The following is a 25,547-nucleotide window of genomic DNA, read 5'->3' as shown; positions in this document are numbered from 1 at the left end:
TCTGGCTTTAGCTATTTTTCCTGACAAGACAACAGCCCCGAAACCTGCAATAATGCTGCGATAATAACCGGCAGTGGCAGCTTGATTCTGGCCCGCAGACCGACCCCGCTTAAGAAAGAGGAATGGAACATGACGACAAACTTTGCAGTAAACCGAGCCTTATTTGATGAAGTGATGGTACCAAATTATGCCCCGGCCAGTGTCATTCCGGTGCGTGGCCAGGGTTCAAGGGTCTGGGATCAGAACGAGCGCGAGTATATTGACTTTGCTGGTGGCATTGCCGTCAGTAGTCTGGGCCATTGTCACCCGGCCCTGGTCAATGCTTTAAAGCAGCAAGCTGATAAGCTGTGGCATTTAAGCAACGTATTAACCAACGAGCCTGCACTGCGTTTGGCCAAAAAACTGGTTGACGCCACTTTTGCTGACAAAGTTTATTTTGCCAACTCTGGCGCTGAAGCGAACGAGGCTGCATTCAAATTAGCCCGTCGTTGGGCCCTGGATAAATTTGGTGAGCAGAAACAACAAATTATCTCTTTTAGCAAAAGCTTTCACGGCCGCACTTTCTTTACGGTAACCGTTGGTGGCCAGGCGTCTTATTCTGACGGTTTTGGCCCGAAACCCGGTGCAGTACAGCATGCAGAGTTTAATAATCTGGACAGTGTTAAGGCACTGATCTCAAATAACACCTGCGCCATTGTGGTTGAGCCTATTCAGGGTGAAGGTGGTATTATTCCGGCGCAGCCTGAATTTCTGCAAGGTCTGCGCGATTTATGTGATCAGCATAATGCGCTACTGGTATTTGATGAAGTACAGACTGGGGTAGGCCGCACCGGTAAGTTATATGCTTATATGAATTATGGTGTTACTCCTGATATCCTGACCACGGCTAAGTCATTGGGCGGCGGTTTCCCTATAGGCGCTATGCTAACCAGTAATGCTATTGCCAGTCATCTGAAAGTGGGTACTCACGGCAGTACTTATGGTGGTAACCCGCTGGCTTGTGCAGTAGCAGAAGCGGTGATTGATACCATTAATACCCCGGATATTCTGGCAGAAGTACTGCGTAACGAGCAGATATTCCGCGAGTGTCTGCAAGAGGTAAACCGGCAGTATCAGGTATTTACTGAAGTACGGGGCCAGGGCATGTTACTGGGCGCGGTACTGAATGAAAAATACCGCGGTCGGGCACGCGATTTCTTCTTAGCCGCCGCCGACCATGGCTTAATGGCACTAGTTGCTGGCCCGGATGTGATCCGTTTTGCGCCGTCACTGGTGATTACCGAGCAGGATATCCGCGAAGGCATGCAACGCTTTGCAGCGGCAGTAAAACAGGTGGTAGAGGCTTAACAGGCCAGCTGCATCAAACCCAAGAAAGCGGCATTAAGACCGTTTATGAAGCATAGCGGGGTAAAGTAGTTTGCCCCGTAAGGTTATAAAGCAAAAATGGAGTAAGCGACGATGATGGTGATTCGCCCAATCCGAGCGGATGATTACCCGGCGCTCTATCAGATGGCAGTGGAATCGGGGCATGGTTTTACCTCGCTGCCGGTAAATGATGAGCTGCTGATGCGTAAAATCAGCCGTTCAGAGCAGTCATTACAAAAAGCTGTCAGCAGCCCTGGTGATGAAGGCTATTTATTTGTACTGGAAGATACCAGCAATGGTGATGTCTGTGGTACCAGTGCGCTGGAAGCCGCAGTTGGCCTGGATGATGCTTTTTATCACTATCATCTGGGTAAGGTAGTCCATAGTTCCCGGTCGCTTGGCGTATACAAAACGGTTGATATTCTGACCCTGTGTAACGATTACACCGGCGTCAGTGAACTATGCACCTTATTTCTGCGCGAAAACCGGCGTGAAAAAAACAACGGTCGCTTGTTATCAAAAGCCCGCTTTTTGTTCATGGCTGAATTTGCCGAGCGCTTTGCTGACAGAGTGATTGCGGAAATGCGTGGCGTATCGGATCAGAACGGTCATTCACCGTTCTGGCGTTGGCTGCAGGAGCATTTCTTTTCAGTCGATTTCCCAACTGCAGACTACCTGACCGGTATCGGCCAGAAAGTGTTTATTGCCGAGCTGATGCCAAAATATCCGATTTATGTCAGCCTGCTAAGCAAAGAAGCGCAGCAGGTTATTGGTAAAGTACATGATAAAACCCGCCCCGCCCTGGCGTTGTTGCAGTCGGAAGGTTTCTCCAACCGAGGCTATGTAGATATTTTTGACGCCGGACCAACAGTTGAGGCCAGGGTGGAGCATATCCGTTCAATTCGGTATAGTCGCAAGCTACAGGTGCAGATTGGCACACCAGGGCCGGATAGCCAGCCCTATCTAATCTGTAACACTACTATTGAAAATTTCCGTGCTACCTGGTTACCGCTTACTGTATCTGAGCAAAGCGACCAGGTTGTACTGCCGCAGGCCTGCGCCGATGCTTTGGGAGTAAAAGCCGGTGAGCAAGTCAGATTAACCAGAATTTAAGCAGGGGTAAGACATGAGCCACGCAGTGCAATTTATTAATGGCCAATGGCTGGCAGGAGAGGGTAAGCCATTTACATCGCTTGACCCGGCCAAAAATCAACAGGTTTGGCAAGGCGAAGCCGCGAGTGCTGAACAGGTAGACGCAGCGATTAATGCTGCCCGCGCCGCCCAGTATAGCTGGGGCGATTTAAGTTTTGAAGGCAGAGTAGCCGTTGTGAAGCAGTTTGCTGAGCAACTGGCTGCAAATAAAGAAGAGCTGGCGCTGTGTATTGCCAGAGATACCGGTAAAGCACTGTGGGAAAGCCGCACTGAAGTGGCTGCTATGATTGGAAAGGTTGATATTTCGGTGCGGGCATACGAAGAGCGCACAGGTACCAAAGAAAATCCAATGCCGCAAGGCCGGGCTTTTGTCCGGCATAAACCACATGGCGTGGTGGCGGTGTTTGGCCCATATAATTTCCCGGGCCATCTGCCTAATGGCCATATTGTACCGGCTTTATTAGCAGGCAATACCGTAGTGTTTAAACCGTCCGAGTTAACCCCAATGGTTGCCGAGCACACGGTTAAACTATGGCAGAAAGCGGGTTTGCCGGCAGGCGTACTAAACTTATTACAGGGCGAAGTTGATACCGGCAAGGCGATAGCAAGCCATGATGGTATCGACGGCCTGTTTTTCACTGGCAGTTCACGCACCGGCCACTATTTACACCAACAATTTGCTGGCCGGCCGGAGAAAATTCTGGCCTTGGAAATGGGCGGTAATAACCCACTGCTTGTGCAGGATGTCAGCAATGTTGATGCCACGGTACATGATATCGTGCAATCAGCCTTTATTTCTGCTGGCCAGCGCTGTACCTGTGCCCGTAAGCTGTTTTTACCGGCCAATGTTCAGGGCGACGCTATTCTGGCCCGCTTAATTGAGGTTACCCGTAATATTAAAACCGGCCTGTATGATGCAGAACCACAGCCTTTTATCGGCGCGATGATTTCAGTAGCTGCCGCCAAAGGCATGCGTGCTGCTCAGCAACAGCTGATTGAGTTAGGTGGCGAAGTACTGGTTGAGTTACAGCATCTGCAAAGCGATACTGCACTGGTATCCCCGGGTATTATTGAATGCAGCAACGTCAAAAACTTCCCGGACGAAGAGCATTTCGGCCCACTGCTAAAAGTATTCCGCTTTAATGATTTCGATGCGGCTATTGATGCGGCTAATAATACCAGTTTTGGCTTATCAGCAGGTTTGCTAAGTGATAGTCAGGAGCTTTATCAGCATTTTTACCGGCGGATCAGAGCGGGTATCGTCAATTGGAACCGGCCAATAACCGGTGCCAGTTCAGCAGCACCATTCGGAGGTATTGGCGGCAGCGGTAATCACCGTGCCAGTGCTTATTACGCCGCAGATTACTGCGCATACCCGGTGGCATCAGTAGAATTAGACCAGGTTACCATGCCTGAGCAACTGTCACCTGGCCTGACATTTTAATCTGAAGAATCGGGGCTGCGGCCCCGATTTGTTTTATTGCCGACATTTTGCTTAAATTACGCTATTGTAATGGTTTTTAATGGCAAGCAATTCAGGTAATCCTGCAATTATGGTGACTGATCAACCCGGCTACGAGCATCTCATTCAGTTTTTAACTGAGCATCTCTCCCTGTTTACCGAGGAGGGTACCGCGCTGTCCAGCAGTAAGACTGTCGGGGTGATTCTGGAAGAACGAATTGCCGAACAAATTATTACCCTCTGTACCCAGCATACTGAGCTGGAAATGAACCACCGAAGCATGATAATCCGTGAAGTTGACGGCATCATGTACGATTTTCAGGAAGTGTTAAGCAGCGTACTTGAAAAAAATGCGACTGCTGAGCAGGCTGAACTGATTAACGAAATTGCATTGTTAATCAAAAACCTGTTTGACAACGCCATCGCCAGGTTAATGGATTAGCGCCCTTACAGCTGGATTAATGCTGGCTACCCGCCCCGGTTTTCCGTAGAATGTTGAGCCTGAAATTTCATGCCGGATCCGGATATGCAAGCAAAAGTCAGCTGGGTTGATAACCTGAGTTTTATAGGCCGTTCTGCCAGCGGTCATGCAGTGGTGTTTGATGCAAACAGCCAAGACAGCACGGCGCCAAGCCCAATGGAAATGGTGCTGATGTCTGCTGGCGCCTGTTCGTCAGTAGATGTGGTGAGTATTTTGCAAAAAGCCCGCCAGCAGGTGCTGGGTTGCGAAGTTGAACTGACTGCCGAACGAGCCGACAGCATTCCCAGGGTATTTACCAAAATTCACCTGCACTTTGTGGTTTCTGGCCATGATCTCAGCGAAAAACAAGTCGCGCGGGCAGTCGATTTATCTGCTGATAAATATTGCTCGGTGTCTATTATGCTGGCCAGCAGTGTTGCTGTAAGCCATTCCTATAGTGTTAACAATGCAAACCAGGCCGCCGCGTCTGAGTAATTGCTTAGCTAAACAATACAGCAAGTGCTGTAGTGGAGAACGCAGAAATTGGTAAAGCCTTTTGAAAAACTGAAACTGCATGGGTTTAACAACCTGACCAAAAGTTTAAGCTTTAGCTTATACGATATTTGTTATGCCAAGACTGAACAGCACCGGCAGGAATATATCGAATATATTGATGAGCAGTATAATGCCGACCGGTTAACCGATATTTTAACTGAAGTGGTTGATATTATTGGTGCCAATGTGCTGAATATTGCCCGTCAGGACTACGATCCGCAAGGTGCCAGCGTAACGATTCTGGTAAGCGAAGAACCGGTGCTGGTTAATCCTGATAATTCAGAAAATCCGGGGCCGTTACCAGAAGCGGTCGTAGCGCATTTGGATAAAAGTCACATCTGTGTTCATACCTATCCGGAAGTGCATCCGCACGATGGTATCTGTACCTTCAGGGCCGACATTGAAGTGTCGACCTGTGGCATCATTTCACCTTTGAAAGCACTGAACTTTCTGATCCATAGTTTTGAATCAGACGTGGTAACCATTGACTACCGGGTGCGTGGTTTTACCCGCGATATCAGTGGTACCAAGCATTATATTGACCACCCAATCAGTTCTATTCAGAATTTTATGGATGTTGATACCAAGCAAGCTTTCCAGATGATCGACGTTAACGTTTATCAGGAAAACCTGTTTCACACCAAGATGATGTTAAAAGAGGCTGATTTGAACAACTATCTGTTTGGCATGGGTACCGATAGCATGACGGCAGATGAGCAGAAAGCGATCAGTAAAAAGGTATTTAAAGAAATCAGGGAAATTTTTTACGGTCGTAATTTACCTGAGATGAAATAACCTCAAAACATAAGCAAACAATAACGGCGGCGTCAGCCGGCGGTTAGCACAAACAGGTTACTTGCCTAACCAGTCTGCCTGACCACGAGCCTGACGCCGCTTTTGCATTATCGCCTCAATCAGTGGCGTTAAAATCAGCTCCATTGCCAGCCCCATCTTGCCACCCGGCACCACCAAAGTATTAACCCGCGACATAAATGAGCCATGGATCATCCGCAGGTAATACGGAAAATCGACATGTTTAATGCCGCGAAAGCGGATCACCACAAAGCTCTCATCCAGTGATGGAATATCTTTGGCACTGAACGGGTTAGAGGTATCGACGGTTGGCACCCGCTGAAAATTAATATGAGTACGGGAAAACTGCGGCGTAATGTGGTTAATGTAGTCGTCCATACTGCGGACGATACTGGCCTGTACCGCCTCACGGCTATGGCCCCGCTCTGAGGTGTCGCGAATAATTTTCTGGATCCACTCCAGGTTAACTATCGGCACCATGCCAATCAGTAAATCGACATGCTGCGCCACATTGTGCTGCTCGGTTACTGCACCACCGTGTAAGCCCTCATAAAACAGTAAATCGGTATTAGCGCGTAAATCCTGCCACGGGGTAAAAGTGCCGGGCAACTGATTATAGGGTACGGCTTCATCAAAGGTATGCAGATAGTGGCGAATGCGACCGGTGCCGGTTTCAGCATAACTGGCAAAAAAGGTTTCCAGCGCGCCAAAGTCGTTTGCCTCTGCGCCGAAATAACTGATATAGCGGCCTTCTTCCTTGGCTTTGCGTACGGCCAGGTCCATTTCCGGCCGGCTGAAGCGATGAAAACAATCACCTTCGACAAAGGCGGCATCAATACCCAGGGTGCGGAATATATGCTGAAAAGCGATCGTGGTGGTGGTAGTGCCAGCGCCTGACGAACCGGTGATCGCAATAATCGGATTTTTATGAGACATAGACTACGCCAGTAAATTAACTGCAGATACCATAAAGCAACAACGCGGCATGCTGCAACTGTTATCTGGCTGTCATCTGTTGCAGTGAAGCGGAACTGCGATCAGCATTGCAATGCTGACCGCACCCAGCCTGAAGGGTTTAAAAGCTAAACGTGATAATTACCGGGTCATGATCTGACGAACGGTAGGGTGTTGGGCCATACAGGCGTTGCTGTGCCTCTGCTGATTTATAGCGGCTGCTGTAATCCAGCAGCACGGGCTCATCGGCGTTAATTGACCAGTGTTCCAGCGTGCGCAGATATTTCGCCAGTTGTGGGCGGGCCAGCGCGTGGTCTAATGAACCACTGCGGCCACGAAACGCATATGAAAACCCCGGATTCTGCTCATCATGCAAATAAGTCCAACCTGCCTGTTCCAGTGCCCGTACCGGATCTTCCATCCGGTAGGCATTTAAATCGCCGACAACCAGCTGGTAAGGGGTGGTAACCCCGGTGGGCGCTGTCGCTAACCATGCTGATAAGGCATGGCTGGCTTCAACCCGGGCCGCATTCCAGCAAGCCTGACCGTCGTGCTGATCTGCCTGTAACTGCAGGCTATCGTCCCGCGGGCAGCTGCCTTTCGATTTAAAATGATTAACCGCTACGGTAACATCTTTGCCGCTGGCCAGATGTTTAAAGCTCTGAGCCACCGGCGCCCGGTTCAGCCTGGTAAAAGGCTCAGCCGTCTGGGTAGCAGCTGTGCCGGTTTCGCTGACCGCTGATTGCCGGTATATTAAGCCTACTTTAATAGCATCAGTGCCCGGAGTCTCTGCAGTTTTAACCAGGGTATAGGGGGTGCTGACTTCTTCGTTTAATGCCGCAACCAGCGTTGCCATGGCACTGCCGTTACCGTAGCCATTATTTTCCAGTTCCAGTAAACCGATAATGTCCGCATCCATCGCCGCCAACGCGCTGACCAGCTTTGCCTGCTGACGGGCTAAATCTGTCGGCGTCCGAGCGCCACGGCGGGTTGGGAAAGGCTCAGCCTGGCCATGGCCGGTAAAAAAATTCAGGACATTAAACACCGCTATCCGCAACTCCTCTGGTTGCTTGGCAACCGGCGCGACAGGGCGGGGATTAGTATTAATAAATTCCGGAGTTCCGGTAGGGATAAGCCGGTAACCGCGCTCATCCTGGAACAGGACGCCACTGACACCTCGCACCGTATCACCCAACCTGATAGTGTTATTGGCTGTTAAACCACTCGGCGGGTAAGGCGCCGGATCAGGATTCTGCTGCCAGCGCCCGTCGTCCAGCACCAACATTTGTCTTAGTTGTTGTTTTGCATACTGGTTAGCCTCTTCACCTGGTAGCTTAATTTCAGTTGGTACAATTAAACGCTGGTCGGCCAGTATAAGCTCGCCATACCGTCCAAGCTGATAGCTGTCATTAACAATTAAATCCTGTGAGAAGCTAAGCCACATTCCCTCAAGTGCTTCAAAGCTCAGCTGAGAGCTAAGTGGCAGTGAAACAGCTGTGGGTTTAGGGTCAATATCAGTGTCGCAGCGCACGATCTGACTAATATCAACCAGCGACGTCAGGTCATTAATTTCGGCTACAGTGCCTTGTAACAGCAGTACATCACCCTGTTGATACTGGTTGCCATCATTTAGCTGAATAAATAAGCCTTCTGAGGTCAGCGGGGTATCATCCGCCGTCAGACTTTGCAGCATCAGCCCTGGCAAGGGCGAGTCAGCATAGATTTCGCTTATCACCACTCCCCGGGTTATCACTTGCTGGCCTAACAACGGGCTTTGTTCTGTCTTGCCCTGAATAACAGAAATTGCCTGAAAGGCGCTGTCACAATGAAGCGATTGTGGTTGGCTGCAAGCCGTCAGGCTTAACAGTGCCGCTAAAAGCGGCATTAACGTTATGAAGCGCATGAATTTAGCCTTGTTGTTTATGCTCTCGGGCAACGGCACGATAACCGATGTCGCTGCGATAGAACATACCGTCCCAGCTAATGTGGCTGGCCAGCTGATAGGCGGCTTGCTGCGCGGCACTAACGTTGGCACCGAGCGCTGTGGCGCAAAGTACCCGCCCGCCATTGGTCACGACTTTCCCGTCTTTAAACTCAGTGCCGGCATGAAATACTTTGGCACTGGCGTTATCGATACCATCTAAACCTTTAATTTCGGCGCCCTTAGCATAGCTGTCCGGGTAACCGCCGGCTGCCAGCACTACTCCAACGGCAGCCTGTTCGCTGAAATCAATACTCACCTGGTCCAGCTTGCCGTTTACCGCCGCCTGACAAAGTGCTACCAAGTCTGATTTTAATCGCAGCATAATCGGCTGGGTTTCCGGATCGCCGAAGCGGCAGTTAAACTCCAGGACCTTGGCTGAACCATCCGGCGAAATCATCAGGCCGGCATATAAAAAGCCGGTAAATACATTGCCCTCTGCTGCCATACCACGCACCGTCGGGTAAATAACCTGTTGCATCACCCAGTCGTGCACGGCAGGTGTTACCACCGGCGCAGGTGAATAGGCCCCCATGCCACCGGTATTCGGCCCTTTGTCACCGTTGTCGCGGGCTTTATGATCCTGTGACGAGGCAAACGCCAGCGCGTGTTCACCATCTACCATTACGATAAAAGATGCCTCTTCACCGTGCAGAAATTCTTCAATCACCACCCGGCTGCCGGCATCACCAAATTTGTTGCCGGCCAGCATATCGTCAATGGCAGCAAAGGCTTCTGCTTCGCTTTGCGCAATAATGACCCCTTTGCCTGCTGCCAGGCCGTCCGCTTTAATCACAATAGGTGTGCCCAGTTGTTTTACAAAAGCTTTGGCCGGGGCAATCTCGGTAAAATTCTGGTAAGCGGCGGTCGGGATCTGATGGCGAGCCAGAAAGTCCTTGGCAAAAGCTTTGGAGCTCTCTAACTGCGCTGCCGCCTGCGTAGGGCCGAAGATAGCTAGGCCCTGCTGGCGAAATACATCTACTACACCTTTGGCCAGTGGTGCTTCCGGGCCAACTATCGTTAGTCCGATATCGTGCTCTGTGGCAAAGGCCAGCAATGCCGGCACATCGTCCGCAGCGATAGCTACATTTTGCAGGGTCGCTTCACGGGCCGTGCCGGCATTACCGGGCGCCACAAATACCTGGCTGACCAAAGGAGACTGCGCTGCCTTCCAGGCCAGGGCATGTTCGCGGCCGCCGCCGCCAATTACCAATACTTTCATCGGGTTTTCCGTTTATTGTGCTTCAGGTTTACGAAATTTTAAGGTCATACGATCGCTTTCACCAATCGCCTGATATTTAGCTTTATCTTGCTCGCCCAACCGCAGTGACGGTGGCAGAGTCCAGACACCGCTCGGGTGGTCGGCAGTGTCTTTCGGATTGGCGTTAATGTCGCTGCTTTCGTCCAGCACAAAGCCAGCCTGCTCTGCCAGGGTGATGGTTAGCTGCTCAGGAAAATAGCCAGTTTTACTCCAGTCGCCGTCAGCTTTTGCAGCCGGTAAGCGGTGCTCTACCACGCCCAGCACGCCACCGGGTTTTAGTGCTTTATAGAAGTCTTTGAAAATTGCCACCATGCCTTCGTCACCACCCCGGCCATACCAGTTGTGCAGGTTTCTGAACGTCAGTACGACATCGGCAGTGCCTGCCGGCGCAATAGCGCCGCTGTTATCTGGTGCAAATTCGGTTAAGTTTACCCGGCTGTATATTGGGTCAGCTGCCAGCTTTGCTTTAAATGATGCCAGGCTTCTATTGTAATAATCTGAGCTGCTACCTGCCGGGAAGTGGGCTGCGTAATAGGTGCCATGAGCCGCCAACAACGGCGCCAGGATTTCAGTGTACCAGCCACCACCAGGAGATATTTCCACCACTGTGCTATGGGGGGTGACTTCGAAAAACTGCAAGGTTTGGACAGGATTACGGTATTGGTCCCGGCTTTTGTTCTGTTCGCTGCGGCTATGATGATCTGCGGCTTGCTGCAGGGCTTCAGTGTTGCTGTCTGCTAGTACTGGCAGTGCCAAGAGTATTGCTGATAACGTTATAACTTTGCTAAGTGTTTTCATCTTCAGTCTCTCTTTGTTGAAATTGGCGCTAGTTTAGCAAAGCAGACTGTGAATTGCAGTGTTTATCGACAGTTGGCATCAGCTGCATTTAGATGGCCAGACTGCTAAATTTCAATCAACAATTTGCCAGGCCTATGCTAGAATGCCTGCCTTTTTAACTCGCGTTATCAGGTGTTCCTCTATGGACAATAATATGTTGTCTGCCTTAGACAATATTAAAGTGGTATTGGTTGGCACCACTCATACCGGCAACATTGGCTCGGTGGCCCGTGCCATGAAGACCATGGGCTTATCCCAGCTATGTCTGGTCGCACCAAAATCCGCACCGGATGGTCAGGCCTATGCACTGGCCGCTGGCGCCAGCGAAATTCTGGCTGCAGCTACCACCTTTGATACGTTGGCAGAAGCGGTGGCTGATTGTGCCCTGGTAGTTGGCAGCAGTGCCCGTTCCCGCACCCTTAGCTGGCCCATGCTGGAGCCGCGTGAATGCGCCGAATTGGCCATAGCCCAAAGCAACAAGCCGGTCGCGGTAGTGTTTGGCCGTGAATCCAGTGGCCTGAGCAATGAAGAATTGCAACTGTGCAATTATCATGTCTGTATTGCCGCTAACCCTGAATACAGCTCGCTGAATCTGGCGATGGCTGTCCAAATTGTCTGCTATGAATTGCGGATGGCTTATCTTACGGCGCAACCAGCAGCGGTTACAACAGAACAGGTGACCTACCCAAGTTCTGCTCAGATGGAAAATCTTTATCAGCATCTGGAAACCGCACTGCTGCATACCGGTTTTATTATAAAGCAGCATCCAGGCGTGGTGATGACCAAATTAAAACGGCTGTTTAACCGGGCCAGACCGGAAGAGGCTGAATACAATATTTTACGCGGCATTCTAACCTCGATGCAGCGGCTGGAAAAAGTTGATAGCAATACTCACAAGGAGTAAGGCGATGTTTGCGGGTATCAGAGAAGATATAAAAAGCGTATTTGACCGGGATCCGGCCGCACGCAGTACTTTTGAGGTACTTACAAATTATCCGGGGCTACATGCTATCTGGTGGCACCGGCTTAACCACAAACTCTGGCGGGCGAATTTTAAATGGCTGGCCCGCTTTTTAAGTACCATTGCCCGCTGGTTAACCGGAGTGGAGATCCACCCGGGTGCTAAAATCGGCCGCCGTTTTTTTATTGACCACGGTATGGGCGTGGTTATTGGCGAGACAGCCGAAATTGGTGATGACTGCACCTTATACCATGGTGTTACCTTAGGTGGCACCAGCTGGAACCCCGGTAAACGTCACCCTACCCTTGGTGATGGTGTGGTAATTGGTGCCGGCGCCAAAGTATTAGGGCCGCTGCAAGTAGGTGAGAACGCCCGGATTGGATCGAATGCCGTGGTGGTGCGTGATGTACCGGCCGGCGCTACAGTGGTCGGCATTCCTGGCCGGATTGTCGCCAAGGTGGCGGCAGAAGTCAGCGAGCAGCGGCAGCATCTGGCAAAAAAATTTGGGTTTGATGCCTATGCCGTGTCGGCTGAAAATCCCGATCCTGTAGCCAGCGCTATTGGTACCTTGCTCGATCACATTCATCTGCTCGATAATAAAGTCGCTGAGTTATGCAGCAGTGTTAACAATCTTGGTGGCAATGTCTGTGCTGAAATGCCGGAGCTGGATTTACCGGAAGAAGATTTTAAACGGGCCGAGCAGCAAGCCGCTGAACAACGACGTAAAGAAGTAGATGCCTTTGATCCAGGCATTTAAATCTTGCTGAGCGAATAATACCTGACCAGTTTGCTAGGATATATACTTGACTAAAACAGTCAGGATTGTACAATAGCCAGCATGATTTCTGGGAGCGTGTTATGAGATTAACCTCGAAAGGTCGCTATGCTGTAACTGCTATGTTGGATGTGGCACTGCACGCAGAGCAGGGTCCGGTACCGCTGGCCGATATTTCTGAGCGCCAGGGTATTTCGCTATCTTATCTTGAACAATTATTCGCCCGCTTGCGTAAACAAGGTTTAGTCAGCAGCGTGCGCGGGCCAGGTGGTGGATACCGGCTGGGGCTGGCACCAGAAGCCATTTCTATTTCAGCGGTCATTGCCGCAGTTGACGAGTCAGTGGATGCCACGCGCTGTCAGGGTAAATCAGATTGCCAGAGTGGCGCTAAGTGTTTAACTCACACCCTATGGCATGATTTAAGCCATCGGATAGAAGACTTTTTAACCAATATCAGTCTGGCTGCGCTAGTTAGCCAGCAAGATGTGCAAACCATTGCACAGCGGCAAAACAGTCGCAATGTAAAGAATCCTGCAACTGACATCAAAGTTAGTTGCCAGTTGTAAACGCATTACGGAGCCAACAATGAAGCTACCTATTTATCTGGATTATGCGGCAACCACCCCGGTTGACCCGCGTGTGGCCGAAAAAATGATGCAATACCTGACGATGGATGGTGAGTTTGGTAACCCGGCGTCCCGCTCGCACCGCTTCGGCTGGCAGGCAGAGGAGTCAGTAGAAGTTGCCCGCAGCCAGATAGCTGAGCTGGTTAATGCCGATCCAAGGGAAATTGTGTTTACCTCTGGTGCGACAGAATCAAACAATCTGGCGATTAAAGGCGCAGCCCAGTTTTATAAGAAAAAGGGCAAGCATTTAATTACCGCTAAAACCGAACATAAAGCGGTGCTCGATACTATGCGCCAGCTGGAGCGTGAAGGTTTTGAAGTTACTTACCTGGACGTGGAAAGCAATGGCCTGGTTGATTTGGCTAAACTGGAAGCGGCTATGCGGCCTGACACTACTGTGGTCAGCCTTATGTTCGTTAATAACGAAATTGGTGTTATTCAGGATATTGCTGCTATCGGTGAGCTGTGTCGCAGTAAAGGTATTGTATTTCATGTTGATGCCGCCCAGGCCACTGGTAAAGTAGATATCGACCTGCAAAGCCTGAAAGTCGACTTAATGTCGTTTTCCGGCCACAAAACATATGGCCCAAAGGGCATTGGCGCATTATATGTGCGGCGTAAACCGCGCATTCGCTTAGAAGCGCAAACCCACGGTGGTGGCCATGAGCGCGGTATGCGTTCAGGCACTCTGGCTCCACATCAAATCGCGGCGATGGGTGAAGCTTTCCGTTTAGCTAAAGAAGAAATGGCGGCCGAGCGGGAGCGGATCACCGCACTGCGTGATCGTTTGTGGGATGGCATTAAAGATATTGAACAGGTGTACTTAAATGGTGGCAGCGCGCCACGGGTACCGGGTATTACCAATATCAGCTTTAATTTTGTTGAAGGCGAGTCATTGATTATGGCACTGAAAGATATTGCCGTATCATCAGGTTCGGCCTGTACTTCAGCCAGCTTAGAGCCGTCCTACGTATTACGGGCCCTGGGCTTAACTGACGAACTGGCTCACAGTTCCATCCGGTTTAGTATCGGCCGTTTTACCACTGAAGAGCAAATTGATCACACTATTAAAATTGTTCATCAGGCGATTGATAAATTACGCGAAATGTCGCCGTTATGGGACATGTTCAAAGACGGTATTGATTTAAACACTGTAGCTTGGGTAGCGCATTAAGCGCAACCGGGCCCAACGAGGTAACAGATCATGGCTTACAGCAATAAAGTAATCGATCATTATGAAAATCCACGCAACGTGGGTTCTTTCGCAAAAGATGACCCAAGCATCGCTACCGGTATGGTAGGGGCGCCGGCATGTGGTGACGTGATGAAACTGCAAATCAAGGTTAACGAACAGGGTATTATTGAAGATGCCAAGTTTAAAACCTATGGTTGTGGCAGTGCCATCGCTTCCAGCTCGCTGGTAACCGAGTGGGTTAAAGGCAAAAGCCTGGACGAAGCTCAGCAAATTAAAAATACTGACATCGCCCATGAGCTGGCGCTGCCACCGGTGAAGATCCACTGTTCTATTCTGGCAGAAGATGCAATTAAAGCGGCCATTGCCGATTATAAGCAAAAGCGCGGAGGTTAAGGCGGTATGGCAATATCGATGACCACAGCGGCAGCTGAAAGAGTGCGTAACTTTCTGCAAAATCGCGGCAAGGGCCTGGGCTTACGGGTTGGCGTTAAAACCACCGGTTGTTCCGGCCTGGCCTATGTGCTGGAGTTTGTCGATGAGCTGAACGCCGATGACCAGGTATTTGAAGAGTATGGCTTGAAATTGATTGTCGACGGTAAAAGCCTGGTATACATCGATGGCACTCAGCTGGATTTTGTTAAAGAAGGCCTGAACGAAGGTTTTCAGTTTAAGAACCCCAACGTTAACGGCGAATGTGGTTGCGGCGAAAGCTTTACCGTTTAATTTTTCCGACTGCTGTAAGGCCGATATTAGATGAATTATTTTCAGTTGTTTGATTTGCCGGCAACCTTTGAGCTGGATTTAACTGAACTCGGTTCTCGTTATCTGGCATTACAGCGCAAATTTCATCCTGACAATTATGCGGCCGCCTCTAATCGTGACCGCTTAATGTCGGTGCAACAAACCGCCAATATTAACGATGCTTACCACAGCCTGAAACAACCACTGTTGCGGGCAGAGCATTTACTGGCGCTGCGTGGTCTGAAAATAAGCCATGAGCAACGTAGTTTCACCGATCCGGTGTTCTTGATGGCGCAAATGGAATTGCGGGAACAGCTGGAAGAGATCAGCACAAGTGATGACCCGGAAGACGCCATTATGGCCGTGGAGCAACAATTACAGCAACAACGCAAGCTGTTGTTAAGGCAACTGGCAGCAGCACTCGAAGCCAATACGGCTGAGCAAAACCAGCAGGCCGCGGAACTGGTGCGTAAACTCAAATTTTTCTTTAAACTACAGCACGAGCTGGAGTTAATTGAACAGCAATTACAAGACTAAACTAAGCTATGGCGTTATTACAGATTGCAGAGCCCGGCCAGAGTGCTGCGCCCCACCAACATAAACTGGCAGCAGGTATCGATTTAGGTACTACTAATTCACTGGTAGCCGCTGTGCGCAGCGGCCAGGCCAGTACCCTGCATAACGCTGCTGGTGTTGACATGATCCCGTCGGTGGTGCGTTACGGCCCGGATAAAACCGAGGTAGGACAGCAAGCTGTTGCTGCAGCAGCAGCTGATGCCAGCAATACCATCTTTTCTATTAAACGGTTGATGGGTAAAGGCTATGCTGAAACCCAGCCGCTTGCCGGGGTATTGCCTTATCAGTTAGTCGATCAAGGTGGCCTGGCTGCGGTGGCCACCCGCGAAGGGGTGAAAAACCCGGTCGAAGTGTCAGCTGAAATTTTGGCTACCCTGGCCGATACGGCCAGTCAGGTGCTGGGTGGCGAGTTAAATGGTGTAGTGATTACAGTGCCCGCTTATTTCGATGACGCCCAGCGTCAGGCCACTAAAGATGCCGCCAAGCTGGCGGGTTTAAATGTACTGCGCTTACTAAACGAGCCCACAGCAGCTGCCTTGGCTTATGGCCTCGACTCCGGCCAGGAAGGGGTGATTGCCGTTTACGATTTAGGCGGCGGTACCTTTGATATTTCTATTTTACGCTTAAAGCGCGGTGTGTTTGAAGTATTGGCCACCGGTGGTGATTCTGCGCTGGGCGGTGACGATTTCGATCAGGCTATTGTTGGCTGGTTACAGCAGCAAAGTGGCCAGCAACAGTTAAGCCATACAGGTCGGCGTCAGTATTTAACTGCTGCCCGTAAGCTGAAAGAGCAGTTAACCGACAATGATACGGCCGACTATGCTTTTAACGCTGATGAGCAGAAGCTTTCAGGCAGCCTGAGCCGTGCTGAGTTTGAACAGCTGTGCGGCGCCCTGGTTAAGAAAACCATTCGTAGCTGCCGCCAGGTATTACGCGATGCCGATTTAACACCGGACGAAGTGGCGAAAGTGGTGATGGTGGGGGGCTCTACCCGGGTGCCGTTAGTGCGCAGTCAGGTCGGTCAGTTTTTTGCTACCGAACCGTTAACGTCGATTGACCCGGATAAAGTGGTCGCGCTGGGTGCGGCGATTCAGGCTAATGTGCTGGTGGGTAACAAAGCCGAGCACGAAACTTTGCTGTTGGATGTGATTCCGTTGTCGCTGGGCCTTGAGACCATGGGCGGTCTGACCGAAAAAGTCATTCCGCGTAATACCGTGATTCCGGTGGCTCGCGCTCAGGAATTTACCACCTTTAAAGATGGCCAGACTGCAATGGCTATTCATGTGCTGCAAGGCGAACGCGAGTTGGTGGAAGACTGCCGTTCGCTGGCCCGTTTTGAACTGCGCGGTATTCCGCCAATGCCGGCCGGTGGGGCTCATATTAAGGTGACTTTTCAGGTCGATGCCGATGGCTTGCTCAGTGTCAGTGCCGAAGAAAAGTCAACCGGTGTTGCTGCCGGGATTCAGGTTAAACCATCCTATGGTTTAACTGACGAGCAGGTAGCCGGTATGATCAGTGGCTCAATGCAACACGCCCGCCAGGATATGCAGCGGCGTTTATTACGTGAGCAGCAGGTTGAAGCTGACCGGGTGCTGGAAGCCGTTACTGCTGCCTTGCAGCATGATGGAGCGCTGCTGAGTGAGCAGGAGTTGACAGAAATTAACACAGCACTGGCAACCCTGGCCGACGTGCGACAACAAGAAGACACGGCGGCGATTAAAGCGGCCATCGAACACACTAATACTTTAACAGATGACTTTGCTGCCCGGCGTATGGATAAATCAATCCGGCAGGCCTTGCAGGGCCATAAAGTCGACGAGGTTTAACCATGCCAAAAATAGTATTTTTACCCCATGCTGAATTGTGTCCGCAAGGCGCAGCACTTGATGCTAACATAGGTGATACCGTGCTGGATGTGGCATTGAAAAACGGCATTGCTATTGAGCACGCCTGCGAGAAATCCTGCGCCTGTACCACCTGCCATGTTATCGTGCGCGAGGGATTTTTCTCACTTAACGAAAGTGATGAATTGGAAGACGATATGCTGGATAAAGCCTGGGGGCTGGAACCGGAGTCACGGCTGGGTTGTCAGGCCAGGATTGCCGATGAAGATTTGGTGGTAGAAATACCGAAATACACGGTAAATATGGTTAGTGAAGGCCATTAATTAGCCTGCAACACAAAAAAACGGCCCTGGTGGCCGTTTTTTTGTGGGCAAACAACTGATCTTGAATAATAAATAACAAATATTAACTGGAGAATTACAGCGATTGAGCTAGGATCAGTGAGACATCGATAACGTATGGGGTAATTATGATAAAAAAATCTCTAATAGCACTGGCGATAGCCGGGCTAGCCACTCCGGCATTCGCAGATATAACTATTAATGGCTTTGCGTCAATTAAAGCCGGTATGACTATGGGCAGCGATGAGGAATTATATGGCTATACCGATAATCTGGATTTTAAGAATGAAAGTCTGATGGCTTTGCAGGTGCGGTCTGATCTGGGTGAAAAATTATCAGTTACCGCGCAAATGATGGGCCGCGGCAACGAAGACTTTGATATTGGTTTCGAATGGGCGTTTTTGTCTTATCATTTAAACGACAATACCACTATTAATGCCGGCCGATTACGTGCGCCATTTTACAAATATTCAGAATATATGGATGTGGGTTATGCTTATGACTGGTCGCGGGTGCCGCGCAGTGTTTACGGTTTGGGTTTCGATAATATTGAAGGTGTATCGCTGTATCGCACTGGCATAATTGGCGGTTTTGACTCGACAATCATGGCAATGATAGGCGGTTACAACGGTACCACAGGTTTGGGCGATGGTAAGCTTGAAGGGTTTTACGGTGCCAGCTGGGAGCTCAGTCGGGACTGGTATAACTTCCGTGTAGCTTACTACACCGCTGATGCAACACTGACTTTTGCTAACGAATCTGTAAACAATTTGTTGGCCGGTTTAAACGGCAATGGCTTGTCAGCACTGGCTAGTGAAATCAGTTTTGATAAAGATAAGGGTACTTTTATTGGCATCGGCGGCGGCATCGATCGTGAAAATTTAGTCATCGTGGCCGAGTTTAACCGCACAGAAGTTGAGAACACTTTTTTTGCTAATCGCGATAATTACTTTGTATCAGTTGCTTATCGTTTAGGCAGTGTTACGCCTTATATCTCGTATGAGTGGCAACGTCATGATGCTAAACCAGAGATTTATCAGCCGTTCCAGAACTTGGCAGCGACGCCGCTAGCGCCGTTATATTTTGGTACTGTTGCTACTGTACAAAGCCAGCAAGTGGAGGCTGATACACTTAACATCGGTTTGCGATATGATTTTCACCCGTCAGCGGCCTTTAAGCTGCAGTATACATCGCAAAAAAATAAGCTAACTGATGATACGGTCGGCTTATTAGTTGCCGGTGTTGACCTGGTATTTTAAGGAGAAACGAGATGAAATCTATTATTGCAATTTTGGTTATGGCACTCAGTTTCAGTGTGCAAGCCGAGATATCTGTTGTGGTTAATCCGGCCAATGCCAATCCAGTATCAGCAGACGATCTGAACCGGTTATTTTTAGGCCGTGCGACCAGCTTCGCCGATGGCAGTAAAGCCACACCATTGAATATGGCAGAGGGCCAGGCTGCAAGAGATCAGTTTGACAATAAAGTGTTAAACCGTTCATCTGCTCAGTTAAAAGCTTACTGGTCAAAGTTGGTGTTTACTGGTAAAGGTACACCACCAAAAGAGCTGGCCGATGATGCTGCGGTTAAAGCTGCCGTTGCCGCTGATACTATGGCGATTGGTTATATCAGTAGTAGTAGTGTGGACGGTAGCGTAAAAGTGGTCGCAACCTTCTAGCGTCAGCTGTAAGGAAATAGAAAGTGTTATAAAAAGCCGCAACGTAGTGTTGCGGCTTTTTTGTCAGCAAAAATAGGTTTTTTTTTACAACTAGCGTATAATTTGCCGCCTTAAAATTTTAATCCTTTAATTACAGGAGCCTGACATGGCCTTAGAACGTACTTTTTCAATCATTAAACCTGACGCAGTAGCGAAGAACCTGATCGGTGCTATTTACCACCGTTTCGAATCTGCCGGCCTGCGGATTGTTGCGTCTAAAATGCTACACTTAAGTCAGGAACAAGCTGAAGGTTTCTATGGCGAGCACAAAGAGCGTCCTTTCTTCAAAGCACTGGTGAGCTTTATGACATCTGGCCCGGTTATGGTTCAGGTATTAGAGGGCGAAGATGCAGTAAGGAAAAACCGTGAAATTATGGGTGCTACTAACCCGAAAGATGCCTTAGCCGGTACTTTACGTGCAGACTATGCTGACAGCATTGATGAGAACGCTGTACACGGCTCTGATGCAGCAGCATCTGCTGCTCGTGAAATCGCGTATTTCTTCACTGAAGCTGAGCTTTGCAGCCGTACCCGTTAATTCGAATAAGAGTTAGCTGAAGGAAAGGGGCGTCAGCCCCTTTTCTGCCTTAGTAAGAGTCAGAATTAATTAGTAACAGTGAGTTATTGATAAGTGTCAGCAGGAGTCATCAGGGTATGAACAAGCCGGTAAACCAGGTAAATTTGTTAGATTTTACCCGTGCTCAAATGCAAGAATTTTTTGTGTCATTGGGTGAAAAGCCGTTTCGGGCCGATCAGGTGATGAAATGGATTTACCATTTCTGCGTTGATGACTTCGACAAAATGACCAATATCAATAAAACATTGCGCGATAAGTTAAAAACCCTGGCAGTTATCGCTGCGCCAGTTGTTGTAACCCGCCAGGACAGTACGGATGGTACCATTAAGTTTGTGATGGGCCTTGCCGGTGGTCAGGAAGTGGAAACCGTCTGGATCCCGGAAAAAGACCGGCGCACCCTTTGCGTATCGTCGCAGGTAGGTTGTGCGCTGGACTGCACTTTTTGTTCTACTGCCCAGCAGGGCTTTAATCGTAACCTCAGTGTCAGTGAAATTATCGGTCAGGTATGGCGGGTTGCCCAGATTATTGGCAGTTACGGTGATACCGGCGAAAAGCCGGTGACTAATGTGGTGATGATGGGCATGGGCGAACCCCTGTTAAATCTGAATAACGTGGTGCCAGCGATGGAACTGATGCTGGAAGACTACGGCTTTGGTCTGTCTAAACGCCGGGTTACCTTAAGTACGTCTGGCGTGGTACCGGCGCTCGACCTGTTACGCGAGCGGATTGATGTGGCGTTAGCCATTTCATTACATGCACCAAATAATGCGTTGCGTGATGAACTGGTGCCGGTTAATAAAAAATATCCGATGGAGCAGTTTTTAGCGGCTTCGCGTCGTTATGTTGAGAACTCTAAGGCTAATGATAAGGTCACAGTAGAGTATGTTATGCTTGATGGCATCAACGACAGCATGGAACAGGCGCATGAGTTAGCGCAGGCATTGCAAGATACGCCTGCAAAGATTAATCTTATCCCCTTTAATCCGTATCCGGGCTCACCTTATAAAAGGTCGAGTAATTCGCGGATTGACCGTTTTAACAAGGTGTTACAACAACACGGTTTTACTGTTATGGTACGGAAAACCCGTGGTGATGATATCGACGCCGCCTGCGGCCAGTTGGTAGGCGATGTGATTGATCGAACCAAGAGACTGATAAAGAAGCAGCAGAAAGGCCAGCCTATTCTGGTTAAAACGCTGCTGTAACCCAAGGGATGACAAGTGGTAATGCAGAAATTTTCGGTAGGCTTCGCACTCTGTATGTCGTTAACCCTGACTGCGTGCGTCTCAGAAAGTAGCTATGTTGGCTCTGACCGCCAGGTTGGTACACGTAATCTTGATAACAGTGAAGCTGCCCGCACCCGAATTTCTCTGGGCTTAAATTATTTGCGCCGTGGCGACACCACTCAGGCGAAATTTAACTTAGAACGGGCTAAAGCCTTTGCGCCAGATTTGCCTGAAGTTTATAACGCCCTGGCGTTTTATTATCAGAGCGTCGGTGAGCAGGTGCAGGCCGAAGAAGCCTATAAGCAAGCACTAGATAAAGACAGCAATAATGCGGATGCCTATAACAACTATGGTGCGTTTTTATGTCAGGTTGGTAAGTATGATGAAGCAGAGGAGCTGTTATTAAAGGCTATTTCACGGCCGGGTTATATCCGGGTAGCGGAAAGCTATGAAAATCTGGCGTTGTGTCAGCTCGATCAGCAAGGCTTTAGCAAAGCAAAAACCTTTCTCGAATCTTCAGTGTCTCACAATGGCACACGCATCAGCTCATTAATCAATCTGGCGGCCCTGAATTATGCGATGGGTGATAACGTCGGCGCGAAAACCTCATTGCAGCGGATCCAGCGCTTAGGCCGGGTATCGGCACGCAGTACCTTGCTTAATTATCTGGTAGCAGAAAAGCAAGGCGATGTCAGCACCATGAAACATGCTGAGCAACTTTTACTGACCCTGTACATTGATACCCCCGAAGCCAGGTTACTGCTGCAGCAACGTTTGCTGGAAAGTGAATTTGAACAATTACGCGAGCAATATAAATTAAGTCTGATGGCCAATATTGTACTGCCAGACGCTGCCGTCACAGAGGTGGTACCAAGCGGGCCGGTTGCGAATCCCAGATTAAGAGTCGTCAGGCGGAAGACTGCACAGCCGGCAGTTACAGAAGCCGACCCTGCAAAGGAAAGGTTGTCAGAGGCCGCGCAAGTAACAACAAACGCAGCTACGGCGGCCAGTTCAGTAAGTAGTCAGGCAATTGCCGGTGCCCTGGTAACCAGCCAGTTACCAACAGAAGACAATGCAGCGCAGGCTCTGGCCACAAGACAAGAGGCAGAGCAACAAGCTGCAGCTGATAGCGCCCGCTTGCTGGCTGAGCAACAAGCTGCAGAACAACAGGCTGCTGCCGAAGCACTGGCTGCCAGACAGTTAGCAGAGCAGCAGTTGGCAGATAAGCAAGCAGCTGATGACGCCCGCCTGCTGGCAGAGCAACAGGCCGCCGAGCAAAAAGCTGCGGCCGATGCACTGGCAGCCAGGCAATTAGCAGAGCAGCAGGCAGCCCAATTGGCACAGCAACAAGCCGCCGAGCAACAGGCTGAGCAGGAACAGGTCAGTCAGCTTATTTTAGCAGCGACGCCGCCTGCGAGCCTGCCGGATGAAACCATATTAACTGAACCAGCTGCAACCCCGGCAACCGTGCCGGTCGAATCTTTTGAAAGCGCTACTGCAACTGAAAACTCAGCCGAAGGTAGCGCGCTAAGCCAGTCTGCCGCTCAATCGCAAACGCAGCCAGAGCAAGCGGCAACAGCACAACAACATAGCAAACCGCTGATTACTGCCACGCCAGCGGACGAGCAGATGCAAACTCAGGATGCTGACCAAGAGCCAGTAAAGTTTCACGAGGTGCAGGAAGGTGAGTCACTGTATGCTATTTCGGTGGCACATAATATCAGGCTGGCCCGGCTGATGGAGTGGAACCAGCTGAGCCCGGAATCTGTTATTAAAACCGGCCAGCGGATCTGGTTAGCTAAAGTTGACCAGGACCAGTTGCAGCAACAACAAACCGTGGCCCGGCTGCCTGAATTCAGTGAGCCGCTTGATGCAACCGAGCCCTATCATCAGGTTGCTGCAGGCGAAACCATGTTTGGCATTTCTTATCGCTATAATATCCGGCTGGAACGTTTTATGGCCTGGAATAACTTAACTGAGCAAAGTAAGTTGCAGGTTGGCCAGCAGGTTTTGGTTATCGACCCGGCCCGTATTGAACCATGAATACAACAGAACCAACTGAGCTATCAGAAGCAACAGAGCCAACTGCACTGACCGCGGGTCAGTTATTGCGTCAGGCCAGAGAGCAACGCAAACTTAGTGTGGCTGACGTGGCGCTGCAATTAAATTTGCGGGTTAATCTGGTAAAGCAGATTGAAGCAGATCAGCTGGACAGCTCGATGCTGGTGACTTTTGTCCGGGGCTATCTGCGGGCTTATGCCCGGCTGGTTAAACTTTCTGAGCAGCTGGTGCTTACTGCGTTCGAGCAGCAAAGCACTGGCAGTTCCGACCAGGCGAAGCCAATGCGGACTTTTTCAAATCGGGCTGAGCTGCAGGCCACTGAAAACCGCTTTATGTGGTTAACCTATGCTATAGGGTTTATTTTGGTGCTGATGCTGGTGGTATGGTGGTGGCAAACTGCCAGCCCCAGTGCTGACAGCGCAGCAGAGCAGCAAGAGCTTTCGGCAAGCGTGGCGGCTGATAACAGCAATCTGGCAGAGGGTAGTGCAACTGCCGCGACCACTGACAGCGAGCCAGACATTAGCCGTGCTTCAGCTGAACCTGAACCGGGCAGCGCATCTGCTTTTGTCGCGGCTGAACCACTGCCTGAGTTGGCCAGCCCGGTTGCAACTGAAGCATCCATGCTGTCTCAACCAGATGTGATCACCATGGAGTTCAGCGATAATTGCTGGATTGATGTGCTGGATGCCGATGGCAACCGCATTGCTTATGGTACCAAAGAAACGGGTTACCGAATGACAGTGAGCGGTAAAGCCCCTTTTGTGGTAACCCTGGGTAACCCCAGCGTGGTGCGGGTTACTCTGAATAATCAACCTTTTGACATGTCATCGCTGCCAGCTGGCAGAGTGGCTAAATTTACCCTGGCGGAACCCGATTAATCATGTTTGCTGACAATCCTATTATCCGACGCCTGAGTACCCAAATTCATGTAGGTACTGTTGCCATTGGTGGTGATGCGCCAATTGCGGTGCAGTCAATGACTAACACCCGCACTACTGATGTTGCTGCCACCCTGGCCCAGATCCAGGCTATTGCTGATGCCGGTGCTGATTTAGTCAGGGTATCAGTACCCACCATGGAAGCGGCTGAAGCCTTTAAGCTGATTAAACAGCAAGCAACAATTCCATTGGTGGCCGATATTCATTTTGATTACCGTATCGCGTTAAAAGTGGCTGAATATGGTGCTGATTGCCTGCGGATTAATCCGGGCAATATTGGCCGGGAAGACCGGATCCGGGCCGTGGTTGATTGCGCCCGTGATCATAACATTCCGATCCGGATTGGGGTGAACGGTGGCTCATTAGAGGCTGATATTCAGGAAAAGTATACCGAGCCAACTCCGGAAGCGCTGGTGGAATCGGCGATGCGCCATGTTGATATTCTGGACCGGTTGAATTTCGATCAGTTTAAAGTCAGTGTTAAAGCCTCAGATGTGTTTCTGGCGGTAGGGGCTTATCGATTGCTGGCTAAACAAATTAAGCAACCACTGCATTTAGGCATTACCGAAGCCGGAGGCGCCCGCGCTGGCGCCGTCAAATCGGCTATAGGTTTGGGTATGCTGCTGGCAGAGGGTATTGGCGATACCTTGCGTATTTCACTGGCTGCCGACCCGGTAGAAGAAGTCAAAGTGGCGTTTGATATTCTTAAATCGCTGCGAATTCGCCAGCGCGGCATTAATTTTATCGCCTGTCCCAGCTGTTCACGCCAGGAATTCGATGTCATTAAAACCATGAATGAACTGGAGCAACGGCTGGAAGATATTGTCGAGCCATTAACGGTTTCGGTGATTGGTTGTGTGGTGAATGGCCCGGGTGAGGCCCTTATTTCTGATTTAGGGGTAGCCGGTGCTAACCGCAAAAGTGGTTTTTATTTAAATGGCCAGCGGCAGAAACTGCGGCTGGACAATAACAACATCGCTGAACAGCTTGAGCAGCAGGTGCGGCAGTACCTGGTCGCACGTGAGCAGCTGATTGGCATAAAACAACTGGATTAACGCGGCTGCGGTTTGGTGATAGCAACGATACCTCTTATAATCGCCCGCTTTTTAGCATGGTAGTGAGAATTTAG

The 25,547-nt window shown here is 50.0% G+C and carries 26 protein-coding genes; 22 read left to right on the top strand and 4 right to left on the bottom strand.

The genetic code is table 11. The features are described from left to right. Positions 1–129 precede the first annotated feature (129 nt). The 6 genes from H141_RS0107805 (at position 130) to speD (ending at position 5,789) form a co-directional block, all read left to right on the top strand. Complete coding sequence (locus tag H141_RS0107805; RefSeq protein WP_019675696.1) at positions 130–1,347, top strand: aspartate aminotransferase family protein; 1,218 nt, start codon at positions 130–132, stop codon at positions 1,345–1,347. Between the two features lie 111 nt (positions 1,348–1,458). After that, a complete protein-coding gene (gene astA, locus H141_RS0107800; protein WP_019675695.1) occupies positions 1,459–2,478 on the top strand; it encodes an arginine N-succinyltransferase in 1,020 nt (339 codons plus the stop codon). 13 nt (positions 2,479–2,491) lie between these two features. Beyond that, positions 2,492–3,961, top strand: coding sequence for a succinylglutamate-semialdehyde dehydrogenase (gene astD / locus H141_RS0107795; RefSeq protein ID WP_019675694.1), 1,470 nt, complete (start codon positions 2,492–2,494; stop codon positions 3,959–3,961). Between the two features lie 79 nt (positions 3,962–4,040). Further along, positions 4,041–4,421 carry a DUF3802 family protein gene (locus H141_RS0107790; protein ID WP_019675693.1) on the top strand — a complete coding sequence of 127 codons (381 nt, stop codon included), beginning with the start codon at positions 4,041–4,043 and terminating at the stop codon, positions 4,419–4,421. Positions 4,422–4,505: 84 nt separating this feature from the next. After that, the gene (locus H141_RS0107785) at positions 4,506–4,934 is read left to right on the top strand and encodes an OsmC family protein (protein WP_026349315.1); all 429 of its coding nucleotides are present in this window, start codon (positions 4,506–4,508) and stop codon (positions 4,932–4,934) included. A 48-nt stretch (positions 4,935–4,982) separates the two neighbouring features. After that, the gene (gene speD / locus H141_RS0107780) at positions 4,983–5,789 is read left to right on the top strand and encodes an adenosylmethionine decarboxylase (protein WP_019675691.1); all 807 of its coding nucleotides are present in this window, start codon (positions 4,983–4,985) and stop codon (positions 5,787–5,789) included. Positions 5,790–5,846: 57 nt separating this feature from the next. On the opposite strand, the gene H141_RS0107775 is transcribed toward speD, so the two are convergent. The 4 genes from H141_RS0107775 to H141_RS0107760 form a co-directional block, all read right to left on the bottom strand. Continuing rightward, positions 5,847–6,743, bottom strand: a complete 897-nt coding sequence (locus tag H141_RS0107775; protein WP_019675690.1) for a phosphoribulokinase — start codon at positions 6,741–6,743, stop codon at positions 5,847–5,849. Positions 6,744–6,882: 139 nt separating this feature from the next. After that, the gene (locus H141_RS0107770; RefSeq protein ID WP_019675689.1) at positions 6,883–8,664 is read right to left on the bottom strand and encodes an ExeM/NucH family extracellular endonuclease; all 1,782 of its coding nucleotides are present in this window, start codon (positions 8,662–8,664) and stop codon (positions 6,883–6,885) included. Positions 8,665–8,668: 4 nt separating this feature from the next. Continuing rightward, on the bottom strand, positions 8,669–9,964 hold the full coding sequence (purD, locus tag H141_RS0107765) for a phosphoribosylamine--glycine ligase (RefSeq protein ID WP_019675688.1): 1,296 nt from the start codon (positions 9,962–9,964) through the stop codon (positions 8,669–8,671). Positions 9,965–9,976: 12 nt separating this feature from the next. Continuing rightward, positions 9,977–10,801: a class I SAM-dependent methyltransferase gene (locus tag H141_RS0107760; RefSeq protein WP_026349314.1), complete on the bottom strand. Its 825-nt coding sequence runs from the start codon at positions 10,799–10,801 to the stop codon at positions 9,977–9,979. 181 nt (positions 10,802–10,982) lie between these two features. On the opposite strand from H141_RS0107760, the gene trmJ reads away from it, so the two are divergent. The 16 genes from trmJ to ispG all read left to right on the top strand — a co-directional run bounded on the left by trmJ (position 10,983) and on the right by ispG (position 25,473). Continuing rightward, entirely contained in the window at positions 10,983–11,744 is a 762-nt protein-coding gene (gene trmJ, locus H141_RS0107755) for a tRNA (cytosine(32)/uridine(32)-2'-O)-methyltransferase TrmJ (protein ID WP_019675686.1), read from the top strand. A 4-nt stretch (positions 11,745–11,748) separates the two neighbouring features. Next, positions 11,749–12,558, top strand: coding sequence for a serine O-acetyltransferase (cysE, locus tag H141_RS0107750; protein WP_019675685.1), 810 nt, complete (start codon positions 11,749–11,751; stop codon positions 12,556–12,558). Between the two features lie 101 nt (positions 12,559–12,659). Continuing rightward, positions 12,660–13,142, top strand: a complete 483-nt coding sequence (gene iscR, locus H141_RS0107745; RefSeq protein WP_019675684.1) for a Fe-S cluster assembly transcriptional regulator IscR — start codon at positions 12,660–12,662, stop codon at positions 13,140–13,142. Positions 13,143–13,161: 19 nt separating this feature from the next. Further along, a complete protein-coding gene (locus H141_RS0107740) occupies positions 13,162–14,376 on the top strand; it encodes an IscS subfamily cysteine desulfurase (RefSeq protein WP_019675683.1) in 1,215 nt (404 codons plus the stop codon). 30 nt (positions 14,377–14,406) lie between these two features. After that, positions 14,407–14,790, top strand: coding sequence for a Fe-S cluster assembly scaffold IscU (gene iscU / locus H141_RS0107735; protein ID WP_019675682.1), 384 nt, complete (start codon positions 14,407–14,409; stop codon positions 14,788–14,790). Between the two features lie 6 nt (positions 14,791–14,796). Beyond that, on the top strand, positions 14,797–15,120 hold the full coding sequence (gene iscA / locus H141_RS0107730; protein ID WP_026349313.1) for an iron-sulfur cluster assembly protein IscA: 324 nt from the start codon (positions 14,797–14,799) through the stop codon (positions 15,118–15,120). Between the two features lie 30 nt (positions 15,121–15,150). Beyond that, positions 15,151–15,675: a co-chaperone HscB gene (gene hscB / locus H141_RS0107725; RefSeq protein ID WP_019675680.1), complete on the top strand. Its 525-nt coding sequence runs from the start codon at positions 15,151–15,153 to the stop codon at positions 15,673–15,675. A gap of 8 nt (positions 15,676–15,683) precedes the next feature. Further along, positions 15,684–17,540 carry a Fe-S protein assembly chaperone HscA gene (gene hscA, locus H141_RS0107720; RefSeq protein WP_019675679.1) on the top strand — a complete coding sequence of 619 codons (1,857 nt, stop codon included), beginning with the start codon at positions 15,684–15,686 and terminating at the stop codon, positions 17,538–17,540. A 2-nt stretch (positions 17,541–17,542) separates the two neighbouring features. Next, a complete protein-coding gene (fdx, locus tag H141_RS0107715; protein ID WP_019675678.1) occupies positions 17,543–17,881 on the top strand; it encodes an ISC system 2Fe-2S type ferredoxin in 339 nt (112 codons plus the stop codon). Between the two features lie 146 nt (positions 17,882–18,027). Beyond that, positions 18,028–19,158 carry a porin gene (locus H141_RS0107710; protein ID WP_019675677.1) on the top strand — a complete coding sequence of 377 codons (1,131 nt, stop codon included), beginning with the start codon at positions 18,028–18,030 and terminating at the stop codon, positions 19,156–19,158. 11 nt (positions 19,159–19,169) lie between these two features. Next, a complete protein-coding gene (locus H141_RS0107705; protein WP_019675676.1) occupies positions 19,170–19,577 on the top strand; it encodes a hypothetical protein in 408 nt (135 codons plus the stop codon). Positions 19,578–19,722: 145 nt separating this feature from the next. After that, a complete protein-coding gene (gene ndk / locus H141_RS0107700) occupies positions 19,723–20,154 on the top strand; it encodes a nucleoside-diphosphate kinase (RefSeq protein ID WP_019675675.1) in 432 nt (143 codons plus the stop codon). 116 nt (positions 20,155–20,270) lie between these two features. Continuing rightward, positions 20,271–21,398 (top strand): dual-specificity RNA methyltransferase RlmN, encoded by a 1,128-nt coding sequence (gene rlmN, locus H141_RS0107695; RefSeq protein ID WP_019675674.1) that lies wholly within the window; start codon positions 20,271–20,273, stop codon positions 21,396–21,398. A 21-nt stretch (positions 21,399–21,419) separates the two neighbouring features. Next, positions 21,420–23,462, top strand: a complete 2,043-nt coding sequence (gene pilW / locus H141_RS0107690) for a type IV pilus biogenesis/stability protein PilW (RefSeq protein WP_026349311.1) — start codon at positions 21,420–21,422, stop codon at positions 23,460–23,462. Next, a complete protein-coding gene (locus H141_RS0107685) occupies positions 23,459–24,358 on the top strand; it encodes a RodZ domain-containing protein (protein ID WP_019675672.1) in 900 nt (299 codons plus the stop codon). The genes pilW and H141_RS0107685 overlap by 4 nt, the downstream gene beginning before the upstream one ends. 2 nt (positions 24,359–24,360) lie before the next feature. Beyond that, positions 24,361–25,473 (top strand): flavodoxin-dependent (E)-4-hydroxy-3-methylbut-2-enyl-diphosphate synthase, encoded by a 1,113-nt coding sequence (gene ispG / locus H141_RS0107680; RefSeq protein ID WP_019675671.1) that lies wholly within the window; start codon positions 24,361–24,363, stop codon positions 25,471–25,473. The last annotated feature ends 74 nt before the right edge of the window (positions 25,474–25,547 follow it).

Source organism: Arsukibacterium perlucidum DSM 18276 (genome assembly GCF_000382165.1).
Lineage (GTDB): Bacteria > Pseudomonadota > Gammaproteobacteria > Enterobacterales > Alteromonadaceae > Alishewanella > Alishewanella perlucidum.
Note: the sequence above shows the minus strand (reverse complement) of the source record. Positions and strands in the feature narration are given on the sequence as shown.